The following is a 21,339-nucleotide window of genomic DNA, read 5'->3' on the forward strand; positions in this document are numbered from 1 at the left end:
GGTAATACGTCATCGTACATGAAGATTATCATCAGTGGGGGAGGAACGGGGGGGCATATCTACCCAGCCATCGCCATTGCCAATGAACTGAAGGCAATTGATCCAGCAACCGAAATTCTGTTCGTTGGTGCCGAAGGAAAAATGGAGATGGAGAAGGTGCCACGGGCCGGTTATAGTATCGTGGGCCTACCTGTAGTGGGCATCAAACGGGAGCTTACTTTGGCTAATCTGGCATTTCCGCTTAAACTGGGCCGAAGCCTGCTACGCGCGCAGGAAATCGTTCGTGACTTTAAACCAGACGTAGCGGTGGGCGTTGGTGGTTACGCCAGTGGTCCGTTATTACTGGCGGCCTCTCGAAAAGGCGTTCCCATTTTGATTCAGGAGCAGAACTCATACGCCGGATTGACCAACAAAGTGTTGGCGCGATGGGCGAAACGGATCTGTGTTGCTTACCCAGACATGGATGCGTTCTTTCCGGCGGGTAAAATCAGGCTGACGGGTAATCCGGTACGTACTGATATTCAATTCGCCGACCAGCAGATTGGCGCCGGACGGGCCCTGTTTGAGCTGGAGGACAATCGACCAACACTGCTGATCATTGGGGGTAGCCAAGGTGCCCGAACGATTAACGAGAGCATGGAGACCGGGCTAAAACGATTCGTTGAAGCCGGTATTCAGGTGATCTGGCAAACCGGCCCGGCCTTTATCGAACGGGCTCGGTCGGCAGTGGCCCTGTTGAACTCGCCTTTGGTGAAAGCGTATGACTTCATCTACGATATGGATAAAGCCTATGCCGTTGCCGATGCGGTTGTGTCGAGGGCGGGGGCGCTGTCAGTATCGGAGTTATGTTTGGTTGGTCGTCCGGCAATACTGGTTCCCTTTCCGGCGGCTTCCGAAGATCATCAGACGAAAAACGCGATGGCACTCGTCGAACGGAACGCAGCCTTGTTAGTACGTGATCAGGACGCCCGGGAGCAACTCGTCTCAGCGGCCCTGAACCTGCTGGCCGATATGCCCCAGCGAATGCAGTTGAGCACCCAGATAAAAACTTTAGCGAAACCCAATGCCGCCCGTGAAATTGCGGAGGAGGTAATTCAATTAACAAAACAGCATTAATTGTCATCGTGCAAACGTCATTCATGGTCATTACAAACAAGTTATATACCAATGACCATAAATGATAACCAATGACTAGTGATGACCATACGTAGCAACTAATGACCTTAGATCAGTTTAAATACATTTATTTCCTGGGTATCGGCGGCATCGGTATGAGCGCTTTAGCCCGTTGGTTTGGCGTAAACGGCTATACCGTTGCGGGATACGATAAAACGCCTACCGCTCTGACAAACACGCTGGAAGCCGAAGGCATGACCATTCATTTTACGGAAGATGTCGACCAGATACCCGCTGTGTTTCGCGAAAATCCAACCGAAACGCTGGTGATTTACACCCCTGCCGTTCCTAAAACGCACGCCGAATATATATACCTGACCGAGAACGGTTTTACGTTGCAGAAGCGGTCGCAGGTGCTGGGTTTGCTGGCCGGTCAGATGAAAACGGTGGCCGTAGCCGGTACGCATGGCAAAACAACAACGTCATCCATGGTCGCTCATATCCTGCGCGACGCTGGCGTTAACTGCGCGGCTTTTCTGGGGGGCATTACCAATAATTACGGAACTAATTTTCTCCTGAATGAACCCGCTGAAGACTTAAAATCGGTCGTGTGCGTAGTGGAAGCTGATGAGTTTGACCGGTCGTTTCTGACGCTCTTTCCGCAGTTGGCCATAGTCACCTCTACGGACGCCGATCACCTGGATATTTACGGAGCGCACGATGCGGTGCTTGAGTCATTTGGCTTGTTTGTCAGTCAGATAAAACCCGATCATACCGGCAAACCCGGCGTGCTGTTTATGAAAAGCGGGTTGTCGCTGGCCGACAAAACAACCGCTGACGTTCGGCAGTATTCGCTCCAGGGAGGTGATTATTATAGCCAGAACCTGCGCGTTGAAAACGCTACGTTTGTGTTCGACCTGGTGTATCCGCAAGGGGTTATTGCTGGTATTGAACTGATCGTTCCGGGGTTTCATAACGTAGAGAACGCGGTAGCGGCTAGTGCCGTAGCCCTGGAACTGGGCGTGTCGCCGGAGGCCATTCGCTCCGCATTAAACAGTTATCGGGGCGTTCGGCGCCGGTTCGAGTATGTACTGAAAACTGACAAGTCGGTGCTAATCGACGATTATGCCCACCATCCGGCCGAGGTACATGCGTTTTTGTCGTCGGTTAAAGCGCTATATCCCGATCGTGACGTAACAGCCATCTTCCAGCCGCACTTATACAGCCGTACACGCGATTTTGCGGAGGGTTTTGCCGAAAGTTTATCCTTAGCTGACAACGTACTGCTGCTGGATATTTACCCCGCGCGTGAGTTGCCGATCGAGGGTGTTAGCGCTGACCTGATTTTTCGCGATATTCGATCAAAAACAAAGTATCAGTGCACCAAAGTGGAATTACCTGGCCTAGTGCAGCAATTGACGCCTTCGTTGCTGGTAACGATTGGCGCGGGCGATATTGATCAACTCTTACCCACGCTAAAAACTATACTAGAAGACCAATAGATAAATATATCTGTCCGACAACTTAGCTTATTTACAGATGTTTTCTACCTTTAATTCAACCAAAAAGTGGCTGTTTACGGCCGGAGGGCTTTTTAGTCTACTCGGTCTGATTGCATTTACGGAGGTTCGACAGGGGCAGAAGCATGTTCGGGCAGTGGTAGTTAGGCTCGATCAGGTTGATGGTCACCAGTTTCTGACTCGCCGGGATGTAATGGGTTACTTAACGAACGGCGGGGCCGACCCGGTCATTGGGAAGGATTACACCGACGTAAGTTTTAAGCAACTAGAGACGAGACTGAAGCAGCACGGGTTGGTAAAAAATTGTCAGGTGTCGCGTGACTTAACGGGCGACTTGCTCGTCAAGGTCGAGCAGCCCCGGCCAATAGCCCGCCTGATGGTTTCTGGCGACGGAACCCGGTCGGTACAGGGCCAGTACATAAGTGAGGAAGGGCGCTTTTTCCCGATTTCGATGAACTACTCCGCGCGAGTACCCATCCTGACCGGAACGTACTTCGGGCATAATCGTTCGCTGGCCAACGAACGAAACCAGCCCTTACTGGCTTTGTTGAAGTATATTCATTCCGATCCGTTTTGGCGGGCGCAGATTACCGAGTTGTCGGTGGATGAACGGGGCGAAGTGACCATGTGGCCGCAGCTCGGTAACCACCGGATTGAGTTTGGGCCTCCGACGGATTTGGAAGCCAAGTTTAAAAAATTGAAATTAGTCTATACAGACGTTTTACCGGTCAAAGGCTGGGATCGCTACAGCCGGGTGAGCGTTCAGTATCGAAATCAAATAGTCTGCGAATGACAACGGGTATGGACGAGAAAATAGTGGTGGGCCTGGACATCGGCAGCACGAAAGTATGTGCAGTGGCCGGTCGGTTAATTCGTAACAACAAGGAACAGGAAACGCTCGAAGTACTGGGCGTGGGTGAAACCAGTTTGTCGGATGGCGTAGCGAAAGGCTCCGTCGTGAACGTGAATAATACGGTCAATGCCATTAAGCGAGCTGTTACGGAAGCGTCTAACCAGTCAAACCTGAATATTCATCTGGTGAATGTCAGTTTCAGCGGGTCACACGTTACGTCCGTTAAATCAAGCGGCAGCATTACACGCTCGTCGTCGGGCGATGAAATCCAGATGGAGGACATCGACCACCTGCTGAGTGACATGTACCGAAATCCGTCTATTTCGGCCGATAAAGAAATTGTGCACGTATTGCCCATGGATTTCATGGTCGACGGTGAAACAAACGTTAACCAACCCGTTGGTCGCATTGGTGTGAAGCTGGGTGCTGATTTTCAGCTCATTACGGCGCAGGCGACCGCGGCTCGTAACATTCGGAAATGCATTAATCGGAATAACCTGGCGCAGGATACCATGATGCTGTCGGCGCTGGCGTCGGGCTTGGCGGTACTGACCGACGAAGAAAAATATGCCGGGGTCGCTCTGGTTGATATTGGCGGGGGCACTACGGAAATGGCGATCTACTACCGGAATGTACTCCGGCATGTGGCGGTGTTTCCGTGGGCAGGCAATAGCCTAACTTCCGACATACAGGCGGGTTGTAAAATTCTGCCCAATCAGGCCGAGCAGCTTAAAAAGAAGTTTGGTAACGCTAACCCCAACGAATATAACATCAATGAGGTGGTTGCCGTACCCGGCCTGAGTAATCGCCGACCTAAAGATGTGCTGCTGAAGAACGTAGCGGTAATCATCGAAGATCGGCTTCGTGAGATTGCCGCCCTGGTGCAGGCCGAAATCATTCGTTCTGGATACGAAGGCAAACTGCTGGGTGGCATTGTGTTGACCGGTGGAACGGCCCTGATTCCGGGTGTAGAACAAATCTTCGGGCGCGTAACTGGCGTCGAAGAGGTGCGCGTAGGGTATCCAGAACATTTGGAGCCAAATGGTCGCGCCGATCTGGTTGGCGACCCGGCCTATGCGACGGCAGTCGGCTTAGTATGGGCTGGTTACAAAACGATTGACAATCGAATCTCGTTTATAAGTGATCCGAACCGTAGCTATACTGAAGAGCCCGCCCCAACCCCCGCACGCCCGGCCTATGTACCACCGGTTAGTCGGGAGAAGGAAAAGCCAGTGCCTGAAAAAGAGCCGGAAGAAACGGGGCTGCTAGGCTGGTTCCGGAAGATGACCCGGCCCATTCGCGGCAGCGAAACCGATACGTATTAACGACCCGCTGGGGAAACCGACCAGAGGTCGGTTATTTGCTATCAGGCAGTTTTTGTATAACGAAAAGACACCACAGACCGACACAATGCTTAGTCAGGGCTATAGATTCGAAATACCGGATGACAATCCGACCATAATCAAGGTTGTGGGCGTGGGCGGAATGGGCGGCAACGCTGTTAAGCACATGTACAACCTGGGCATGCGGGACGTGAACTTCGCGGTCTGCAACACCGACCGGCAGGCGCTGATGAGCAATCCGGTGCCGACCAAGTTGCAGTTAGGCGATGGGCTAGGGGCTGGAACCGAAGCCAAAGCCGGTGAAGACGCGGCTCGCGCCAGCATCGACGAAATTCGTAATCTGCTGGCACCACCCACCAAAATGGTCTTTATTACGGCCGGGATGGGGGGCGGCACTGGTACGGGGGCAGCACCCGTTGTGGCCGAAGTCGCCCGGGAAATGGGACTGCTGACCGTCGCGGTTGTAACCGCACCCTACTGGTACGAAGGAACCGACAAAAAAGAGCAGGCCCGGGAAGGTATCGAGAAGCTTAAGAAAAGCTGCGATACGGTACTGGTTGTTCTGAACGATAAACTGGCTGAGTTGTATAGCGAGCTGACCTGGACTGAAGCGTATGCGCATGGCGATGACGTCTTGGCCAACGCAGTGAAGAGTATCGCCGAAATTATCACGACGCAGGGTGACATCAACGCTGACTTTGCCGACGTTAAGAAGGTGCTCGAACAGGCCGGCCAATCCGTAATGGGTTCGGCGGAAGTGGCTGGTGAAGATCGCGCGCTACGGGCTATTGAAGCCGCCCTGAACTCCCCGTTGCTCAATGACCACGACATTCGGGGGGCCAAGCGGATCCTGCTTACAATTTCATCGAGTAAGGAACACGCCATGCGGCTGAAAGAGCAGATGGCTATTTCGGAGCACGTCGCCAAAAAGATTCAGGCTGAAGCCCGCATGTTTAAATTCGGAGCGATCACGGATGAAACACTGGGAGAGAGCCTGCGGGTAACCATCATTGCGGCTGGCTTCGGCGGAACCACTACGTTGATGGATCAGCTTCGGAATACGGTTGAGATCGCTCCTAACCCAGCTGATACGACGGACGAACCCACTGCCGAAGTTAGCGAGCCAACCGATACGGTAGAGGACAGTGCTGAGCTGGAGGAGCCAGAGGCCGTACTGGTTCCGGTTGGTCCGGAAGGCGATGAGCCCGACGACAAACTTACGGGGGTAACCGTTAAAGCTGACGAAAAACAAACCCCAACGAGCTATAATGGCTCTACCATCATTCGGCCGGAATCTGGTTCGACGCTACGTCCGTTTTCTTACGACGAACCAGAGGGCGACGTACTGCTGTTGGACGAAGAAGAGCGTCCTAACGACGCTGAAATGATTGAGCGGATGGTCGATGCGTTTGTTAAAGGACATTTTTCGCCAACTGAGCTGGATCGACCGGCGTTTGAACGTAATAAAACCGTGCTCTACTCACTGCCTCTTCTGGCGGAGCACGAGTTTATCCGTTCCAAGCTGAACGATTAACACTGAGCTTACCTGAATACTACGCGGGGACTTTCGAGATGAAGTCCCCGCTTTTTTAATATGACCACCGCAACTGACGTTAAGAACGCACTATTGGCGTTAGCGCAACCCGAACGAGCTACCTTTGCCGCCCGCTTTTTCAAGACAAAGCCCGGGCAGTATGGCGAAGGTGATCAGTTTCTGGGCTTATCCATGCCGCAGCAACACAACATTGCGAAGCAGTTTTTAAACCTTCCCGTTGAAGAAACTGAGCGGCTGCTCCATGATCCGTACCACGAATGCCGGATGACTGCTTTGCAGATTTGGGTGTATCAAACTAAAAAAGCGGCCCAAGCGCAGCAAACTACGATTTTCGAACAGTACCTGGCTAACCGACAGTACGTCAATAACTGGGATCTGGTCGATGTATCCAGTCCGCAGCTTGTTGGGCAGTACCTGCTTCAGCGAGACCGGTCCGTATTATATGACCTGGCTCACGAAAACCACCTGTGGAGTCAGCGTATCGCTATCGTATCGACGCTGGCATTCATTCGTAAAAATGAGTTTGCCGATACCTTTGGCATTACTGAGATTTTGCTGCCGCACAAACACGATTTGATTCATAAAGCCGTTGGCTGGATGCTGCGGGAGGTTGGAAAACGTAATCCAGACGCGCTGGACGAGTTTCTGCACGATCATATCCGGCAGCTACCCAGAACGGCGTTACGGTACGCTATTGAGCGCTTCGAACCCGCTCGTCGTCGTTACTATCTTAATTTATAAAACGAAAGGGCCGCTTTTTCAAGGCGGCTCTTTTCTTATAATGTAATGCTATTGGCTTGGCTTAGCGCATCATCTTGTTGAGCTTACCCGATGCCTGCATGGTGTTCATTTTTTTCATCATTTTGCGCATCTCGTCGAACTGCTTCAAGAGATTATTCACCTGCTGAATGCTCGTACCACTACCGGTGGCAATACGCTTCTTCCGGCTACCGTCGATGATGTCGGGGCGCTGCCGTTCTTTCGGGGTCATCGAACTGATTATGGCTTCGATGGGTTTGAACGAATCATTATCAATATCCAGGTCTTTAATCATCTTGCCCATACCCGGAATCATACCCAGCAGGTCTTTGACGTTACCCATCTTTTTAATCTGTTGCAACTGCGACAGGAAATCGTCGAAGTCGAACTGATTCTTGCGCATCTTGGCGTTGATACGCTTCGCTTCTTCTTCGTCAAACGCTTGCTGCGCGCGCTCGACCAGCGATATTACGTCGCCCATGCCCAGAATCCGGCTGGCCATACGGTCCGGATAGAATACGTCCAACGCTTCCATCTTCTCACCGGTGCTGATGAACTTGATCGGCTTGTTCACGACCGTTTTGATCGAAAGGGCCGCACCACCCCGGGCGTCACCGTCGAGTTTGGTCAGTACCACCCCGTCGAAATCGAGCCGATCGTTGAACGTCTTAGCCGTGTTGACCGCATCCTGCCCGGTCATGGAGTCAACGACGAATAAGGTTTCGGTCGGATTGATCGCCCGTTTAACGGCTTCAATCTCCTGCATCATGGCTTCATCGACGGCCAGACGACCGGCGGTATCCACGATAACAACCTTCTTTCCTGTTTTACGCGCCTGTGAGATGGCGTTCTGTGCAATCTGTACGGCGTTTTTATTCTCGGGTTCCGCGTAGACCTCAACGCCTACCTGCTCGCCCAATACCTTCAACTGGTCGATAGCAGCGGGGCGGTAAATGTCAGCGGCAACGAGCAAAACGTTACGTCCCTGCTTTTTCAGGTACGACGCCAGTTTGCCCGAAAACGTTGTCTTACCAGATCCCTGCAGACCTGCAATCAATACCACCGCCGGATCACCTTTGATGTTGATACTTTGCGCTTCGCCACCCATCAGGTCCGTCAGTTCTTCCTGCACGATCTTGACGAACAACTGACCGGGCTCAACCGATATTAAGACCTTTCGGTCGAGGGCCTTATCGCGGATACGGTCCGTAATATCTTTAGCAACTTTATAGTTTACGTCGGCGTCAGTTAGCGCCCGACGAACCTCTTTAATCGTTGCAGCAACGTTGATTTCGGTAATGCGGCCCTGCCCTTTTAGGGTTTTTATGGCCTTATTAAGTTTATCCTGAAGATTCTCGAACATAGTCTATTACAAACAATTGGGCAAAGATAACAGTTTCCGGCGGGCAACGATTGTCGGTCCGCGATTGTGAGGCTGTGGACGCTGAATTTTGATCAACCTCCCTGAAATACAATACCAAACAGATAGACTGTATATAGGGAAATTAGCGTACCTATGTCCAAATTTAATTCGTCTTTTCGGAAGGACAGATACATATTTTATTGGTTCAGGTTTGTTATCTTCTATTATATTTTGCCCGTCTTTAAAAAAATGTTCGCTATGCGTGTAATAATTGCATTATTCTTCGTTATTTTTGAGAATAATGGTTCATTCCTGTATATGTGTACATCTACATGACAGGCGCTGTTCCGACTAAACCAGCTATAACGATCAAGAGAATGAGGAGAACAGGGTGGATAGCTATCGGTATGGTAACGATGCTGGCTGTAACGGCACCAGCAGGGGCGATGTCGACAGTGGATTTTGGAACGAAGCAGGTTAAACCTACGGCTGAGGGACCTATCGGATCGGACAATGGTAAGTTAACCCGGAATCCGACATTGGCACGTAACACTACGAAAGTAGAAGCTATTGCTAAACCAGAAACGGCCAAGCCAGCCGTAGAGCAGGACAAAAAAGCAATTGGCCGTTACTGGAAGCGTTTGATGAACATGGTCCGCGAAATCAATCACGCACACAGGAACAAAAGCAAATAAGATAACATATAATGCAGATAATGAAAGGGCCGCTCATCAACACCGATGAGCGGCCCTTTCATTATTTACCTTTTGTGGGTTTCGCTTTCTCCAGATCAGCCCGTTGATCGTCGCGTAAGGTTGGATATTTGATCCCCAACTGCTCCAGGTACGTTTTGTACTTGGTTGGATCGTAATAAAACTTCTCTAGTTTCGGTTTGAAATCGGCCATAATCTTCTGGTTTAGATAAACAGCCGGAAACTCTTTTGGCGAGATCAGCGGGGTGTATTTCTGCTCTTTGGTTTGCTCGTCGTTGTAATACGCCCATGCTTCCTTGATGATCTCCGGTTTCATCAGCATGTCCAGCAAGGTCATAGCCTCAGCTTTAGCACCGGCCACAATGCCTTTGTGGGCAATGGGCGTGGCCATCGAGATGGCGTTTGCCCAATGGTGACCCGGCAGGTCGGGGATATTGCTAGGGTAACGTAACACGATGGTGGGCAGCGACCAGGAAATATCGGCAATGTCGTCTGAGCCGCCTGTTAGGGGCACCAGTGTCTGTCCACCCATCATGACAGTTGGGGCCGTTGACGCGGGCAGGCCAATGCTGTCTAGTTTCATGGCTAGACCCCCCGTTTTGCGCGATTGTAATTCTTTCTGTGTGGCTTTGGCCAGCATCTGATCTTCGGGTGACCAGGTGGGCAATCCTACTTTCTGAATGTTCTGGTACATGGCCTCGGCGATTGGTTTGTTAAAATGCCCCGGCCAGGCTGATCCCAGAATTTCGTAAGAGAATTTCGTATCGGTCATCAAGGCTGCACCTTCAGCCATTTTTACGCCGGTTTCAAACAACTTTTTAATTTTCGGGTAGCTGCGTTCGCGGAAATAATACCAGACCGATGCTTTTGAGGGTACGACGTTAGGCTGGTCGCCACCGTCGGAAATAACGTAATGCGAGCGTTGAGTAAGCTCAAGGTGTTCGCGCCGGTAGTTCCATCCGATGTTCATAAGTTCAACGGCATCGAGGGCACTTTTGCCGCGCCAGGGAGCGCCGGCCGCGTGGGCTGCTGCCCCCTCGAAATTAAACTTGACCGATACCAGGCCGTTGTTGCCTGCATCCCCGTAGGACGTAACCAGGTTATCGCCAACGTGGGTGAAGATGCAGGCATCTACGTTTTTGAAATACCCATCGCGGATGTAAAACGCCTTGGCACCTACCAACTCTTCGGCTACGCCCGGCCACAGCATGAGCGTTCCCGAAAGTTTTTCGCGTTCCATAATCTGCTTCACCGCCAGCGCCGATACGATGTTCAGGGCTTGTCCGGAGTTGTGTCCCTCACCGTGGCCTGGTGCACCTTCCACAATGGGGTCTTTATAGGCTACGCCGGGTTTCTGGCTCGCTTTCGGAATGCAGTCGACATCGGAGCCGATGGCAATAACGGGTTTGCCCGAACCCCAGGTAGCAATCCAGGCCGTGGGCATACCCGAAATGCCCTTTTGGATGGTAAAGCCTTCCTTTTCGAGCAGGGTGGTGAGGTAGTTGAACGTCTCCTGCTCCTGAAAACCTAATTCCGAAAAGCTGAAGAGCATGTCGTTGATTTGCTGCGCCTGATCTTTGCGGGCGTCGACGGCAGCCGCAGCCTCGGCTTTGAGTTTTTCGATTCGGTCCGACGTAGTACGGGGGGACTTCGACGCTTTTTTGGATTGCCCCACACTGAGTAAAGGCAGGAGCAGCGCCAGTAGCAGATAAACTTTTCGCATGATTATGAATGACTTGTTCAGGTTAGTCAATCAAGATACGAAAAGATTGGGTGTGAAATACGTTGCTGATAAAGAGTTATTTTTGGTGTAAGGCTTATAAACTCGAAGAAGATTGATAACCTGGTTCTGCACGAAAATGATATGTAGTTACTCCGCTGAAGACAAACAGAGTGAAGTACAAACGTATGCTAAATAACCATGTAGTAGTAATAGGCAACTATTTACTTTTTGCTAACATACAGCTATAAAAAAGAATATTTGTAATTTACATGGGCGACGTAAAAACGTTGTATGAAAATATATTGGATCTACACTATACAGAAAGATTTTAAGAGAGTAGTCAAAATTCAACTAGTATTTGAGAAGCATACAAATTCCTGCAAAGACATCAGACTGCACGCCAACCCGTAAAGCATGAAACTATGATACAAAAACGTATTAGCACGGATCATTTATTGTTCAACATCATAAACAAAAAGATAGGTATCTGGCTGATAGCAACTGCATTTATATTGCTCATAATAGTACAAGATTTTTTGCGTGCAATTATAAACGGTTCAGGTTTTTATTTTAGTGAATCGTTTATGTTTAGTACCTTTTGGTGGGCGTTTGTTCCATTAATTCTAACGCAATATGCCATAGTTAAACGATTTAAAATACAACATTGGGGTTTAGAATACTTATTAATTATATCGCCTTGTATTATTCACTTGTTCACTTTTCCACTTGCAGTTTGGCTTATTTCTAAACTATTTTATTATCATACATTTGCTTTTCAGCAAACGTTACGTTATGCGATTTCTGAATACATATATCTTTTGTTAATTATATATTCAATACCCGTTATAGCCTATCAAAACTTCTTCACGCAATCTGGTCTCAAGGCAAATAGATTAGAAGCTAAGCCAAAAGCTAGTCCAGCGGAGTTACTTGATATTCTTCTAGTATCAGATGGTAATAAAAAGATTGCTTTAGCCGCTCAGGAAATCGTTTACTTCTCCGCCCTACCTCCCTATGTACAGATTCATACGGTCGAAAGAAAATATTTATATAACGAAACCTTAAAGTCGCTTTCAAAAAATTTGGGTAATCAACAATTTATACGAATACACAAGTCAACGATTGTAAACATCAATATGGTTACCTCTTATACGTCAAGGTTAAACGGCGATTACGACCTAACCTTGAAAAACAACATTAAACTTAGGGTAAGTAGAAATTATGCGACTGACTTCAAACAAAAATTTCAGGAAGCTCATCGCCTTACCGCATTATAACCTCAGCTTACCACATGCTACATTGACTATCAATAATTTGCTTAGGAGGTTTGTCAGAAAAAGTACTTATGGGTGCAATGACAAGTTTCCGAAGCAGTTTACTTCTTGTCCTATCGTCTGTGTTAGTACGTTGCGATGGGCAAGTTTCTAACGCCAATCTTAGCCGGATGCCAGTGGTGACAAGTACAGACATTGGCGGAGCGTTCGAAAACAGAGACTATATGTATCAGGGTATGCCCGAACAGATCGCTCCGGTGGATATAAGTCCGGGTTGGAATCAGAAGGGCCAAAAACTATTTATTACGGGTACAATTTTTCAACTAGATGGCAAAACGCCTGTACCCGACGTAGTGCTTTACTATTACCATACTAACGTCGATGGAAAATATTTGCACAAGCCAGGTGAAGCGCGTACAATGTCTCCTAACCGACTTGGGCAAACACACGGATATATTCGGGGTTGGGTAAAAACTGACAAAAAAGGTAAATATTCAATTTATACCGTACGACCAGGTGTATATCCAACCCGAGATGAACCCGCTCATATCCATTTAAGCATTAAAGAGCCGAGTATTCAAGCCCCTTATTATATTGATGAGTTCGTCTTCGATGATGATGAATTACTGAATTTTGCTAAACGTAGAAAACTGGAGAACCGGGGAGGTAGTGGTATTTTAAGAGTCTTGGTACGTAATGATTTACAAATAGCTGAGCATAACATTATATTAGGACTCAATATTCCGAATTATCCACAAACTATCACAACTAAACAATCAGGCCTTAAAATTGGTGAAGATCAACCTTCTTTCACTCCTTTTCATGCTTTTGGACCGGACAAAGGTACTCGGGCGTGCCCTGTATGTAAATATGGACGTTATCACGGCATATTGTATTTCGTTGGAAACAATCCGGATTGGCCTAAGATAAAAAAATGGCTTACTTTTTTAGAGCAACAAAGTGTGCTGAGACGTAACTATTTAAAAGCGTATTTTATTTATGGTAATGCCATTGCTTACGAAAAAGGCGTACGGCAGATCGAACTAGAAAAACTGGGGACACAGTTAAATTTAAAAAACGTAGCTTTAACATTTGCCTCATCTTTTAATGAGACGGAAAGCGAAGTCAATTTAAATAAAATAGATCCGAGTGTAGAGAATACATTTGTCATTTTCAAAAATAGAGCAATCATTGATAAGTATATTGACCTCGAGCCGACAGCAGAGAATTTTGCCCTAATAAAGAAAATACTTGATACTACAAAAGGAGCCTACTTTGATCTACCAGAACCTAAACACAATTGATTAGCTCATAATAGTACCTTATTCGAGTAAGTAGACCAGACAGCACTCCGGAAGAATATCGTCTCTATATTCTTCCGGAGTGCTGTCTGGTCTTTGATTTATCTGTGTACACGACGAGGCTAAGCCGTTTCCGGTAAGCGGTGCTTACTTTTCGGCAAGCTGTACTTCGGCCGTTTTTTGCGCGATGTTGTTCTGCTGTTTTGGGACAGTCTTTAAGTATTCGTAGATAGCACCAACCTCTTTGTCTGACAAGGCCGGGCGTGGCGCCATCGGGTAACGTAGTACAGAGCCATCGGGACGAACGCCCAGTTTTACAGCGCGTATGAACTGTTCTTTAGTGTATTTTTTACCAATGCCCGTTTCTTCGTCGAAGGTCAGATTGGCCGATAAGATCGACTTGCCGTCCTCGCCCGTAAATTTGCTACCACCTGCAAAGTAGCCGTTCGTCCGCTCTGGGTGTTCACTGTCCAGATCGAGGTAGTTGGCGGAGTGGCATCCGTAACAGTCGCCCACCGTTGTAGCAATGTATTTACCCATGACGGCTGGTTTGGTGCTATCGGGCAGCAGAATGGGCTGAGTTGGGTATTTGTTGGGCTTAAGAATGGTCCAGGGCAGGAGTTTCGCAACAAAACTATACTCTGAGGGGGGCGCTTCCTGTTTTGACGCCTGCACTGGGAAACGGTCAGAACGCAGCCAGGCGACTACTGACCTAATGTCTTCGTCGGCCATAAGGTTGTACTGAGGCATGAAGGCAACCGAGCCATCTTTCCGAATCCCTGTACGCAGGAAGTAAATAATCTCGCCATCGGTCCAGTTGCCGATGCCTTTTTCTTTATCCTGCGTGATGTTACGTGAATACACCGTGCCGAACATGGCGGGTAGCTCGTCGAGCCGCTTGCCTGTTACCCGGTTGTTATTGTCGGCATGACAGCTTATGCATTGCAACTGCGAGATGACTTCGCCCCGCTTAATACGGGCTTCAGTCACCTCTACCTTAATGTCGGGGGCTACGGGTGGATCGTATGAACGCAATGGGCTCAGGGCTACGTACGCGCAAAAGCCGCCAATCAGCAGCACGAGTACGCCTAATCCCTGACCCAAGCGTTTGAGAACTTTTTTAACCGATTTCATGGGAGGATCACTAGTTTTTGGTTTTCAGGCCAAAAATCAGCGTTACCAGACTGGTTGCCAGTGCTATTCCTAATGAAGCGGTATTTTCTTCTGTTGAACTGAAAAAAGGGTCTGTTCAGGCAACCTCCCTACTAGATAGAAATTTAACGGTTGTGAACCTATGGCGTTATAACGGCACCGGACCATTATCCACCTGGCGCGAACAATACGATTTAGCTTCGATTGTATGGATCCTGTTGGCTCAGGCCGGGTCTACTTCCTGCTTCCGGATCGTTAGGCTTATGCCCACCCTTACCGGAGAGTCGGGAAATCATCATAATCACGGCTATTACGCCAACAACGAATAAGATAATCATCAATGTAAGTCCCATAACCTTGCTCTGTTAGTTGAGTATTGATAGACCAGACCAGCGACGAACGCACTGGATTCAGTATCTACTACTTAATCTTGCCTATAGACTATTTTCCTGTAAACGAATTAGGCAACGGTTCCGCTGGCATACGGCCCGGACGTCGTTGGCTGGATAAGCGGCAACCGGGTCGTTCATTTATTTTAGATTCATTACTTTTGCGCCGGGTCGCCGGGCGGCCAAGTTTTGTATCGTTTTCAATCGTTTATAGCTAAGTCAAATGGAAAAAATTAAGGTGGCGAATCCGGTAGTCGAACTGGATGGCGACGAAATGACCCGTATCATCTGGAAGTTCATCAAAGACAAACTGATTCTGCCCTACGTTGATGTTGATATTAAATACTATGACCTTGGCATCGAATACCGCGATGAAACCAACGATCAGGTAACGATCGACGCGGCTAATGCCATCAAACAATACGGTGTCGGTATCAAATGTGCTACCATCACCCCCGACGAGCAGCGGGTTGAAGAGTTTGGCCTGAAGCAGATGTGGAAATCGCCGAACGGCACCATTCGTAATATTCTGGACGGTACGGTATTCCGCGAGCCGATTGTGATGAGCAACGTACCGCGCCTGGTTACCAACTGGACAGCTCCTATCATCATCGGTCGTCACGCGTTTGGCGATCAGTACCGGGCTACCGATTTCGTTGTTCCTGGTCCTGGTAAACTGACCATGAAGTTTGAAGGCGAAGACGGTACCGTTATGGATTTCGACGTGTACCAGTTCAAAGCGGGTGGCGTTGCGATGGGTATGTACAACGTTGACGAGTCGATTCGCGGGTTTGCGCGGGCTTGCTTCAACGTAGCGCTGGACAAAGGCTGGCCGCTGTACCTGTCGACCAAAAACACCATCCTGAAAAAATACGACGGTCGGTTCAAAGACATCTTCCAGGAGATTTACGATACCGAATACGCGGGTAAAGTGCATTACGAGCACCGTCTGATCGATGACATGGTAGCGTCGGCGCTGAAATGGGAAGGTAACTTCGTATGGGCCTGCAAAAACTACGATGGCGACGTACAGTCGGATACCGTAGCGCAGGGCTTTGGTTCGTTGGGTCTGATGACCTCCGTACTGGTTACGCCCGATGGCAAAACGATGGAAGCCGAAGCCGCTCACGGCACGGTAACGCGTCACTACCGCGAATACCAAAAAGGCAACAAAACCTCAACCAACCCAATCGCGTCGATCTATGCCTGGACCCGCGGTCTGGCTTTCCGGGGTAAACTTGATGATAACCAACCCCTGATCGATTTCGCCAATGCACTCGAAGCGGTTTGCGTGGAAACGGTTGAGAGCGGCAAAATGACTAAAGATCTGGCTTTGTCGGCCTATCCAGCGGGTACGAAACTGGTGGCGGGTGAACATTACCTCAACACCGAGGACTTCCTCGAAGCACTGGACGAAAATCTGAAAGCGAAGCTGGCTTAGCGCTTTAGTTCCGGGCTGCAAACAGCCTTAATCACCGAAAAAGACCTGTCGGGTTTGAGCGCCTTACAGGTCTTTTTTAGTTTCTTTGCCAAAAACTATAGAGCTATGAAACAAACCCTAACCTTGCTGGCCGTTGCTTTTCTGTTGTCGGTTAGCGCATTTGCCAAACCACCCCGCAAGCCTATGAAATCGAATGCGCTCCAGCATATTGTTCTCTTCAAGTTCAAGCCCGAAACAACACCGGAGAAAGTAAAGGAAATCGTAGCCGCTTTTGAAGCGCTGCCGTCGAAGATCAAGGAAATCAAAGGATTTCAGTGGGGCACCAACAACAGCCCCGAAAACCTGAACAAAGGCCTTACCCACGCCTTTATCCTGACCTTTGACAGCGAGAAAGACCGCGATGCCTACTTGCCGCACCCTGCCCACAAAGAATTCGGCAAGATTGTCGGTCCCTGGCTCGGTGAAGTGACCGTCGTTGATTTCACGAATCAGGCGAAATAAAAGGGAGTAACGGAAAGAGGGGGACGAAGGGGAATAGAGGGCTAGCTGTTGTAGCTTCCCTGTACTCCCTCTCGTTCCCCTCTCCCCGTTACTTCTACTTATAAATTCTTCTCAATAAAATCCGTCAGCATCGTGTAGAGATGAAGCCGGGTGTTGCCTCCGTAAATACCGTGGTTCCGATTGGGGTAATAAAAGGACTGGAACTGTTTACCCGCTGCAATCAGCGCATTCTCAAACGCGACCGAATTCTGAAAATGGACATTGTCGTCGCCCGTACCGTGGATGAGCAGGAACGGTCCACGTAGCTTAGCCGCGTGCGTAACGGGTGAATTATCGTCGTAACCGGCTGCGTTTTCCTGCGGACGCTTGAGGTAGCGTTCCGTGTAAATGGTGTCGTAGAAGCGCCAGTTGGTGACGGGTGCCACCGAAATACCCGCTTTGAATACGTCGGCGCCCAAGGTCATGCAAAGGGCGGTCATGTACCCCCCGTAACTCCATCCCCAGATGCCCACCCGATTCGGATCGACGTAGGGCAGTGTTTTCAGATCCCGGGCGGCTGCGATCTGATCTTCGGTTTCGAGCTTGCCCAACTGCGCATACGTAGCGGTGCGGAACGCCGTGCCTCGTGCGCCCGTGCCCCGGCCGTCAACCGATACGATGAGATAGCCTTTCTGCGCCAATGTCTGATACCAGAAGAAATCGCGGGCATCCCAGTCGTTTTTCACCGTCTGCGAACCGGGACCACCATACACAAACATCAACACCGGGTATTTCTTCGTGCTATCGAAGTTCAGCGGCTTAATCATCCAGCCATTCAGAGGTGTTCCGTCGGCGGCTTTGGTTTGTATGAACTGCTTCTGCGCAATGCTATAGCCCGCTAGTCTGGACTTTAACGCATCGTTCGATTCCAGAACTCGTACATCCGTTGGCGACTTGGCTTCGCGTAGGCTTACGCGCGTGGGTGAGCTGACGGAGGTGTGATACAGTAAGTAATACGTAAAATCAGGACTAAAGTTGGCCGTGTACGTACCGGACTGGGTGGTGAGCTGCTGCTTGTTCTGACCATCGAGGCCGATGCGGTATAGATGCCGCTCCAACGGAGACACTTCGGTCGATGTGAAAAAGATCGTGCCAGTCTTCTCGTCGACGCCCGAAACGGTCGCTACCTCAAAATTACCCGTGGTGATGGGCCGGATGAGCTTACCCGCCAGGTCATACAGATACAGGTGTTTAAAACCGCTCCGTTCGCTGCTCCAGATAAACGATTTACCGTCCTGCAGGTACGTCAGATCGTCGGTAAACTCTAAATCAACGTAGGTAGGGCTGGTTTCGGTCAGCACGGTGGTTGCCTGTCCGGTGGATGCGCTGACGTGCAACAGATCGAGTTTGTTCTGGAGTCGATTCAGCCGACGTATCGACAGCAGATTCGAATTTTTTGTCCATTGAATGCGGGGCAAGTACATATCGGTCTCGGACGGTTCGACGCTTCGACCGGTTTGCGCCTGTACCTTTTTGCCGGTTGCCACATCGGCTATCCAAACCGTTACGATCGAATTCGCTTCGCCAGCTTTAGGGTATTTAAAGCGGTACTCAACCGGATACAAACCGCCCCATAGCTGCATATCATACTCGGGAACGCGGCTTTCGTCGAACCGAATCCAGGCCACCTTACGACTGTCTGGCGACCATTCAAAAGCGCGGGCCATGCTGAATTCTTCTTCGTATACCCAGTCTGCTCCGCCGTTGATGATGGCGTTACGTTTGCCATCCGTAGTGAGCTGCGTTTCTTTGCCCGTCGCTACATCTACGGCAAACAGATTGTTGTCGCGCACAAAAGCCACCCGTTTTCCGTCGGGCGAGAACGTAGCGTACTGTTGTTTGCCCTTTGCGCTCAATGGCTTAAGCTGCTTCGTAGCCAGATCGTATACGTAGAACTCAGCTTTGCTCGACCGACGGTAAATAGGCTCTTCCTGCGTCGTGATCAGGAGTTTACCCTCATCGGCGGAGAGTTGGTAGTCATCAATCGTGATGGTTTTGCCGGCTCCTAAGGTCGTGGCCTGACGCTCGTCGAAAAGTGTTTCGACGGGTTGCCCGGTTGTAATATTAAACTTGGTGATTTTACCGCCGTCCAGCGTCGTATAGAAGCCACCGGTTTTCATCCAGTTCACACCACTGACAGTACGCGGGCTGAACGTACCCTGGTTACGTCCCCACACATCGTCGAGCGTAACGGCTTTCTGAGTCTGGCCGAGGGCCGAAGTGGCGATAAATAGGAGCAGCACTGTCCAGCTCCTGATCGTCTGGTTCATAAAGTATGTTTAGGTTAACACAGAAGCGGGCGACTTAAGTCGCCCGCTCATAAAACGATCTAGACTAGAGAAGACTTATTTCACGGGTTCAGCCACCACACCATCGGGCAGTAATCCCTTACGTCGCAGGAGCGCGTCGGTAAAGCGAAGGTCGTTATCGCTCGTGAAGATGGTAAACGGAAGGTACAGGAACTGCGCTTTGCTGAGCCCTTTCGTGACCGTACGGGCAATCCAGTTCGCCTTCACATTCCTCATGGCGTCATCGTTGTTCAGAAACAGAATGTACGCGTCCTTATCTTTAATTACGCTGTCGATCTGCGTCCATTTCAGAATGCCCCCTTCTTTCGCGTTGATGCGCATCAGAATCTGGCGACTGTCAATCTCATACACATACTTCTGAAACAGGGGTTTGCTTTGCTCCATCTGGGCAATGCCGGTGATCTGGATCGCCCAGAACAGTACGTACAGAATTGTAAGCAGGACGATGACGATGTAAATCCAATAGTTTTGATAAGCGCCCGTTACGTTCAGAATTACGTTCAGGATAATAAGCCCCAGCGGGACAAACGCCCACTTCCAATTTTCTTTCACCCACTGCCGGAGGGCGATGTTGATGTACGTCTTTTGGTCTAACGCGTATTTTTTAGTTTTAACAATCATAACACTGGCATTGGCCAACCGTCTAAATTAAGGTGCAAAGATAGACGTAAAACTTGTCAGTGAATACGTGTTCGTTAAACAGGCAGCGACTATTCTTTTCGGAAGTGTAACGCTTTGATAGCGAACTGCTGGTCACTGATTTGCCGCATAAGGACGTAGACGGCAAAGGTTTGTCCGTTCGATTCGTACGTGCCGGTGTTGTAACGCAGGCGGTCGGAGGCTCCACGGTACACAAACTGGAAGCTGTGAGGAGGGTATTTGCGGAAGAACGAACGCAGAATCATCTCGGCGTGCGTAGCCTGTACCGACTGAAATTCGACCTTTTCGGCGTCGATTACTAACTCAATTGTTTTGGCAAACCGGGTCGATAGCTGGGCGGCATCGCCCGTTTGCAGGGATAGTTTTACCGTCTGCGTAATGGCAGCGTCTGTAACTGGCTTGGTGGGTGAAAACCAGATATAGAGCATGAAGATAAAACCAGCAAGGATGTTCATAGTTGACAGGACGTATTGCGACATTGACCTACCGAAGGCGAAAACTATGCCAACTCGGGCCGGGCAAATCGTTGCTCCTGAATTTCGTCAGCTACGCTACTTTTCTCATCTTTACGCCATTAATCGTTTTAAACCGCTGCATGAACACTGCCCAGCCAACGCTTGTACTAAATGCCGAGCAGATTCGCCAGAAGATTCGACGGATTGCGTTTCAGATTTACGAGAATAATTTTGAAGAACCAGCCATTCTGCTGGCTGGTATATCGGGCGAAGGTTACGTACTAGCGCAGGCCTTGGCCTCGGAGCTGGAATCCATTGCTCCGTTTACCATCGACCTGCTGCAACTCGACCTAGACAAAACCCAGACGGCCCAGCCCCCCGTCCAGACCATTCCGGCCGAGGTAACGCTTGTCGACAAAGTGGTTATTGTGGTCGATGACGTACTATATACGGGTAGAACGCTGGTTTTCAGCCTACAACCTTTCTTGCAGGTGTCCGTCAAAAAATTACAGGTAGCGGTACTGGTCGATCGAAATCACCCGCGCTACCCCGTTGCGGCTGACTACAAAGGGTATGAGCTCAGCACTACGCTTACCGAGCATGTGGAGGTAGTGCTGAGTGACCAACAGCGAACCGGCGTGTATTTACAGTAGCCACGTAGTGAACCCACCCGAGGTTCCGGGTGGGTCGTTACGCTTTTGTACTGCGAATAAGGCCTACCCCGGCGAAGAAAAAGATACCGCCTAAAATCAGATAGACGAACGAAGCCTGCGCTACGCCCCCTTTGGCAAAATCCATGCCGCCATAAATTAGCCCGATTAACCCAACCAGGGTTAAAATCATGCCCAGTGTGCTTTTTGCATTCATTGTTTT

Annotated in this window: 20 protein-coding genes; 12 read left to right on the forward strand and 8 right to left on the reverse strand. The window is 49.6% G+C overall.

The features are described 5' to 3' along the window. Positions 1-18: 18 nt before the first annotated feature. The 6 genes from murG to ACYVIY_RS16205 all read left to right on the forward strand — a co-directional run bounded on the left by murG (position 19) and on the right by ACYVIY_RS16205 (position 7,128). Positions 19-1,116: an undecaprenyldiphospho-muramoylpentapeptide beta-N-acetylglucosaminyltransferase gene (gene murG, locus ACYVIY_RS16180; protein WP_460977413.1), complete on the forward strand. Its 1,098-nt coding sequence runs from the start codon at positions 19-21 to the stop codon at positions 1,114-1,116. Positions 1,117-1,217: 101 nt separating this feature from the next. Next, positions 1,218-2,618: a UDP-N-acetylmuramate--L-alanine ligase gene (murC, locus tag ACYVIY_RS16185; protein WP_460977414.1), complete on the forward strand. Its 1,401-nt coding sequence runs from the start codon at positions 1,218-1,220 to the stop codon at positions 2,616-2,618. 37 nt (positions 2,619-2,655) lie between these two features. Further along, positions 2,656-3,429, forward strand: coding sequence for a cell division protein FtsQ/DivIB (locus tag ACYVIY_RS16190; protein ID WP_460977415.1), 774 nt, complete (start codon positions 2,656-2,658; stop codon positions 3,427-3,429). Further along, positions 3,426-4,814, forward strand: a complete 1,389-nt coding sequence (ftsA, locus tag ACYVIY_RS16195; RefSeq protein WP_460977416.1) for a cell division protein FtsA — start codon at positions 3,426-3,428, stop codon at positions 4,812-4,814. The genes ACYVIY_RS16190 and ftsA overlap by 4 nt, the downstream gene beginning before the upstream one ends. Before the next feature lie 85 nt (positions 4,815-4,899). Further along, the gene (gene ftsZ, locus ACYVIY_RS16200; protein WP_460977417.1) at positions 4,900-6,366 is read left to right on the forward strand and encodes a cell division protein FtsZ; all 1,467 of its coding nucleotides are present in this window, start codon (positions 4,900-4,902) and stop codon (positions 6,364-6,366) included. A 60-nt stretch (positions 6,367-6,426) separates the two neighbouring features. Then, on the forward strand, positions 6,427-7,128 hold the full coding sequence (locus ACYVIY_RS16205; protein ID WP_460977418.1) for a DNA alkylation repair protein: 702 nt from the start codon (positions 6,427-6,429) through the stop codon (positions 7,126-7,128). A gap of 61 nt (positions 7,129-7,189) precedes the next feature. Here ACYVIY_RS16205 and ffh read toward each other — a convergent pair whose 3' ends face one another. Continuing rightward, positions 7,190-8,509: a signal recognition particle protein gene (ffh, locus tag ACYVIY_RS16210; protein ID WP_460977419.1), complete on the reverse strand. Its 1,320-nt coding sequence runs from the start codon at positions 8,507-8,509 to the stop codon at positions 7,190-7,192. Positions 8,510-8,886: 377 nt separating this feature from the next. Between ffh and ACYVIY_RS16215 the strand changes: the two genes are divergently transcribed. Then, positions 8,887-9,204 carry a hypothetical protein gene (locus ACYVIY_RS16215; protein WP_460977420.1) on the forward strand — a complete coding sequence of 106 codons (318 nt, stop codon included), beginning with the start codon at positions 8,887-8,889 and terminating at the stop codon, positions 9,202-9,204. A 61-nt stretch (positions 9,205-9,265) separates the two neighbouring features. Here the strand turns inward: ACYVIY_RS16215 and ACYVIY_RS16220 are convergent, their stop codons facing one another. Continuing rightward, positions 9,266-10,945, reverse strand: a complete 1,680-nt coding sequence (locus ACYVIY_RS16220) for a peptidase dimerization domain-containing protein (RefSeq protein ID WP_460977421.1) — start codon at positions 10,943-10,945, stop codon at positions 9,266-9,268. Between the two features lie 422 nt (positions 10,946-11,367). Between ACYVIY_RS16220 and ACYVIY_RS16225 the strand changes: the two genes are divergently transcribed. Both ACYVIY_RS16225 and ACYVIY_RS16230 read left to right on the forward strand, forming a co-directional pair. Beyond that, the gene (locus tag ACYVIY_RS16225; RefSeq protein ID WP_460977422.1) at positions 11,368-12,222 is read left to right on the forward strand and encodes a LytR/AlgR family response regulator transcription factor; all 855 of its coding nucleotides are present in this window, start codon (positions 11,368-11,370) and stop codon (positions 12,220-12,222) included. A 233-nt stretch (positions 12,223-12,455) separates the two neighbouring features. Then, positions 12,456-13,523 (forward strand): dioxygenase family protein, encoded by a 1,068-nt coding sequence (locus ACYVIY_RS16230; protein ID WP_460977423.1) that lies wholly within the window; start codon positions 12,456-12,458, stop codon positions 13,521-13,523. 144 nt (positions 13,524-13,667) lie between these two features. On the opposite strand, the gene ACYVIY_RS16235 is transcribed toward ACYVIY_RS16230, so the two are convergent. Together ACYVIY_RS16235 and ACYVIY_RS16240 are read right to left on the reverse strand one after the other, a co-directional pair. Then, the gene (locus ACYVIY_RS16235) at positions 13,668-14,654 is read right to left on the reverse strand and encodes a c-type cytochrome (RefSeq protein ID WP_460977424.1); all 987 of its coding nucleotides are present in this window, start codon (positions 14,652-14,654) and stop codon (positions 13,668-13,670) included. 212 nt (positions 14,655-14,866) lie between these two features. Continuing rightward, positions 14,867-15,025: a hypothetical protein gene (locus ACYVIY_RS16240; RefSeq protein WP_460977425.1), complete on the reverse strand. Its 159-nt coding sequence runs from the start codon at positions 15,023-15,025 to the stop codon at positions 14,867-14,869. A 259-nt stretch (positions 15,026-15,284) separates the two neighbouring features. Here ACYVIY_RS16240 and ACYVIY_RS16245 point away from each other — a divergent pair, with 259 nt between their 5' ends. Together ACYVIY_RS16245 and ACYVIY_RS16250 are read left to right on the forward strand one after the other, a co-directional pair. Next, the gene (locus tag ACYVIY_RS16245; RefSeq protein WP_460977426.1) at positions 15,285-16,502 is read left to right on the forward strand and encodes an NADP-dependent isocitrate dehydrogenase; all 1,218 of its coding nucleotides are present in this window, start codon (positions 15,285-15,287) and stop codon (positions 16,500-16,502) included. Between the two features lie 105 nt (positions 16,503-16,607). After that, a complete protein-coding gene (locus ACYVIY_RS16250; RefSeq protein WP_460977427.1) occupies positions 16,608-17,003 on the forward strand; it encodes a Dabb family protein in 396 nt (131 codons plus the stop codon). 98 nt (positions 17,004-17,101) lie between these two features. On the opposite strand, the gene ACYVIY_RS16255 is transcribed toward ACYVIY_RS16250, so the two are convergent. The 3 genes from ACYVIY_RS16255 to ACYVIY_RS16265 form a co-directional block, all read right to left on the reverse strand. Continuing rightward, complete coding sequence (locus ACYVIY_RS16255; protein ID WP_460977428.1) at positions 17,102-19,312, reverse strand: S9 family peptidase; 2,211 nt, start codon at positions 19,310-19,312, stop codon at positions 17,102-17,104. Between the two features lie 75 nt (positions 19,313-19,387). Continuing rightward, on the reverse strand, positions 19,388-19,972 hold the full coding sequence (locus ACYVIY_RS16260) for a YcxB family protein (protein ID WP_460977429.1): 585 nt from the start codon (positions 19,970-19,972) through the stop codon (positions 19,388-19,390). 89 nt (positions 19,973-20,061) lie between these two features. Beyond that, the gene (locus ACYVIY_RS16265; protein ID WP_460977430.1) at positions 20,062-20,466 is read right to left on the reverse strand and encodes a DUF4783 domain-containing protein; all 405 of its coding nucleotides are present in this window, start codon (positions 20,464-20,466) and stop codon (positions 20,062-20,064) included. A gap of 140 nt (positions 20,467-20,606) precedes the next feature. Here ACYVIY_RS16265 and ACYVIY_RS16270 point away from each other — a divergent pair, with 140 nt between their 5' ends. After that, positions 20,607-21,119, forward strand: coding sequence for a phosphoribosyltransferase family protein (locus tag ACYVIY_RS16270; protein WP_460977431.1), 513 nt, complete (start codon positions 20,607-20,609; stop codon positions 21,117-21,119). A 37-nt stretch (positions 21,120-21,156) separates the two neighbouring features. Here ACYVIY_RS16270 and ACYVIY_RS16275 read toward each other — a convergent pair whose 3' ends face one another. Next, a complete protein-coding gene (locus ACYVIY_RS16275; protein WP_460977432.1) occupies positions 21,157-21,333 on the reverse strand; it encodes a hypothetical protein in 177 nt (58 codons plus the stop codon). Positions 21,334-21,339: the final 6 nt, after the last annotated feature.

The organism is Spirosoma knui, assembly GCF_054780635.1.

Coding starts and splice junctions, on each gene's coding strand:
- ACYVIY_RS16260 (WP_460977429.1), bottom strand. CDS start 19,972: ATGATTGTTAAAACTAAAAAATACGCGTTAGACCAAAAGACGTACATC.
- ACYVIY_RS16230 (WP_460977423.1), top strand. CDS start 12,456: ATGCCCGAACAGATCGCTCCGGTGGATATAAGTCCGGGTTGGAATCAG.
- ffh (WP_460977419.1), bottom strand. CDS start 8,509: ATGTTCGAGAATCTTCAGGATAAACTTAATAAGGCCATAAAAACCCTA.
- murG (WP_460977413.1), top strand. CDS start 19: ATGAAGATTATCATCAGTGGGGGAGGAACGGGGGGGCATATCTACCCA.
- ACYVIY_RS16220 (WP_460977421.1), bottom strand. CDS start 10,945: ATGCGAAAAGTTTATCTGCTACTGGCGCTGCTCCTGCCTTTACTCAGT.
- ACYVIY_RS16205 (WP_460977418.1), top strand. CDS start 6,427: ATGACCACCGCAACTGACGTTAAGAACGCACTATTGGCGTTAGCGCAA.
- ACYVIY_RS16270 (WP_460977431.1), top strand. CDS start 20,607: ATGAACACTGCCCAGCCAACGCTTGTACTAAATGCCGAGCAGATTCGC.
- ACYVIY_RS16240 (WP_460977425.1), bottom strand. CDS start 15,025: ATGGGACTTACATTGATGATTATCTTATTCGTTGTTGGCGTAATAGCC.
- ACYVIY_RS16215 (WP_460977420.1), top strand. CDS start 8,887: ATGAGGAGAACAGGGTGGATAGCTATCGGTATGGTAACGATGCTGGCT.
- ACYVIY_RS16235 (WP_460977424.1), bottom strand. CDS start 14,654: ATGAAATCGGTTAAAAAAGTTCTCAAACGCTTGGGTCAGGGATTAGGC.
- ACYVIY_RS16190 (WP_460977415.1), top strand. CDS start 2,656: ATGTTTTCTACCTTTAATTCAACCAAAAAGTGGCTGTTTACGGCCGGA.
- ACYVIY_RS16225 (WP_460977422.1), top strand. CDS start 11,368: ATGATACAAAAACGTATTAGCACGGATCATTTATTGTTCAACATCATA.
- ACYVIY_RS16250 (WP_460977427.1), top strand. CDS start 16,608: ATGAAACAAACCCTAACCTTGCTGGCCGTTGCTTTTCTGTTGTCGGTT.
- ACYVIY_RS16275 (WP_460977432.1), bottom strand. CDS start 21,333: ATGAATGCAAAAAGCACACTGGGCATGATTTTAACCCTGGTTGGGTTA.
- ftsZ (WP_460977417.1), top strand. CDS start 4,900: ATGCTTAGTCAGGGCTATAGATTCGAAATACCGGATGACAATCCGACC.
- ACYVIY_RS16255 (WP_460977428.1), bottom strand. CDS start 19,312: ATGAACCAGACGATCAGGAGCTGGACAGTGCTGCTCCTATTTATCGCC.
- ACYVIY_RS16245 (WP_460977426.1), top strand. CDS start 15,285: ATGGAAAAAATTAAGGTGGCGAATCCGGTAGTCGAACTGGATGGCGAC.
- ACYVIY_RS16265 (WP_460977430.1), bottom strand. CDS start 20,466: ATGAACATCCTTGCTGGTTTTATCTTCATGCTCTATATCTGGTTTTCA.
- ftsA (WP_460977416.1), top strand. CDS start 3,426: ATGACAACGGGTATGGACGAGAAAATAGTGGTGGGCCTGGACATCGGC.
- murC (WP_460977414.1), top strand. CDS start 1,218: ATGACCTTAGATCAGTTTAAATACATTTATTTCCTGGGTATCGGCGGC.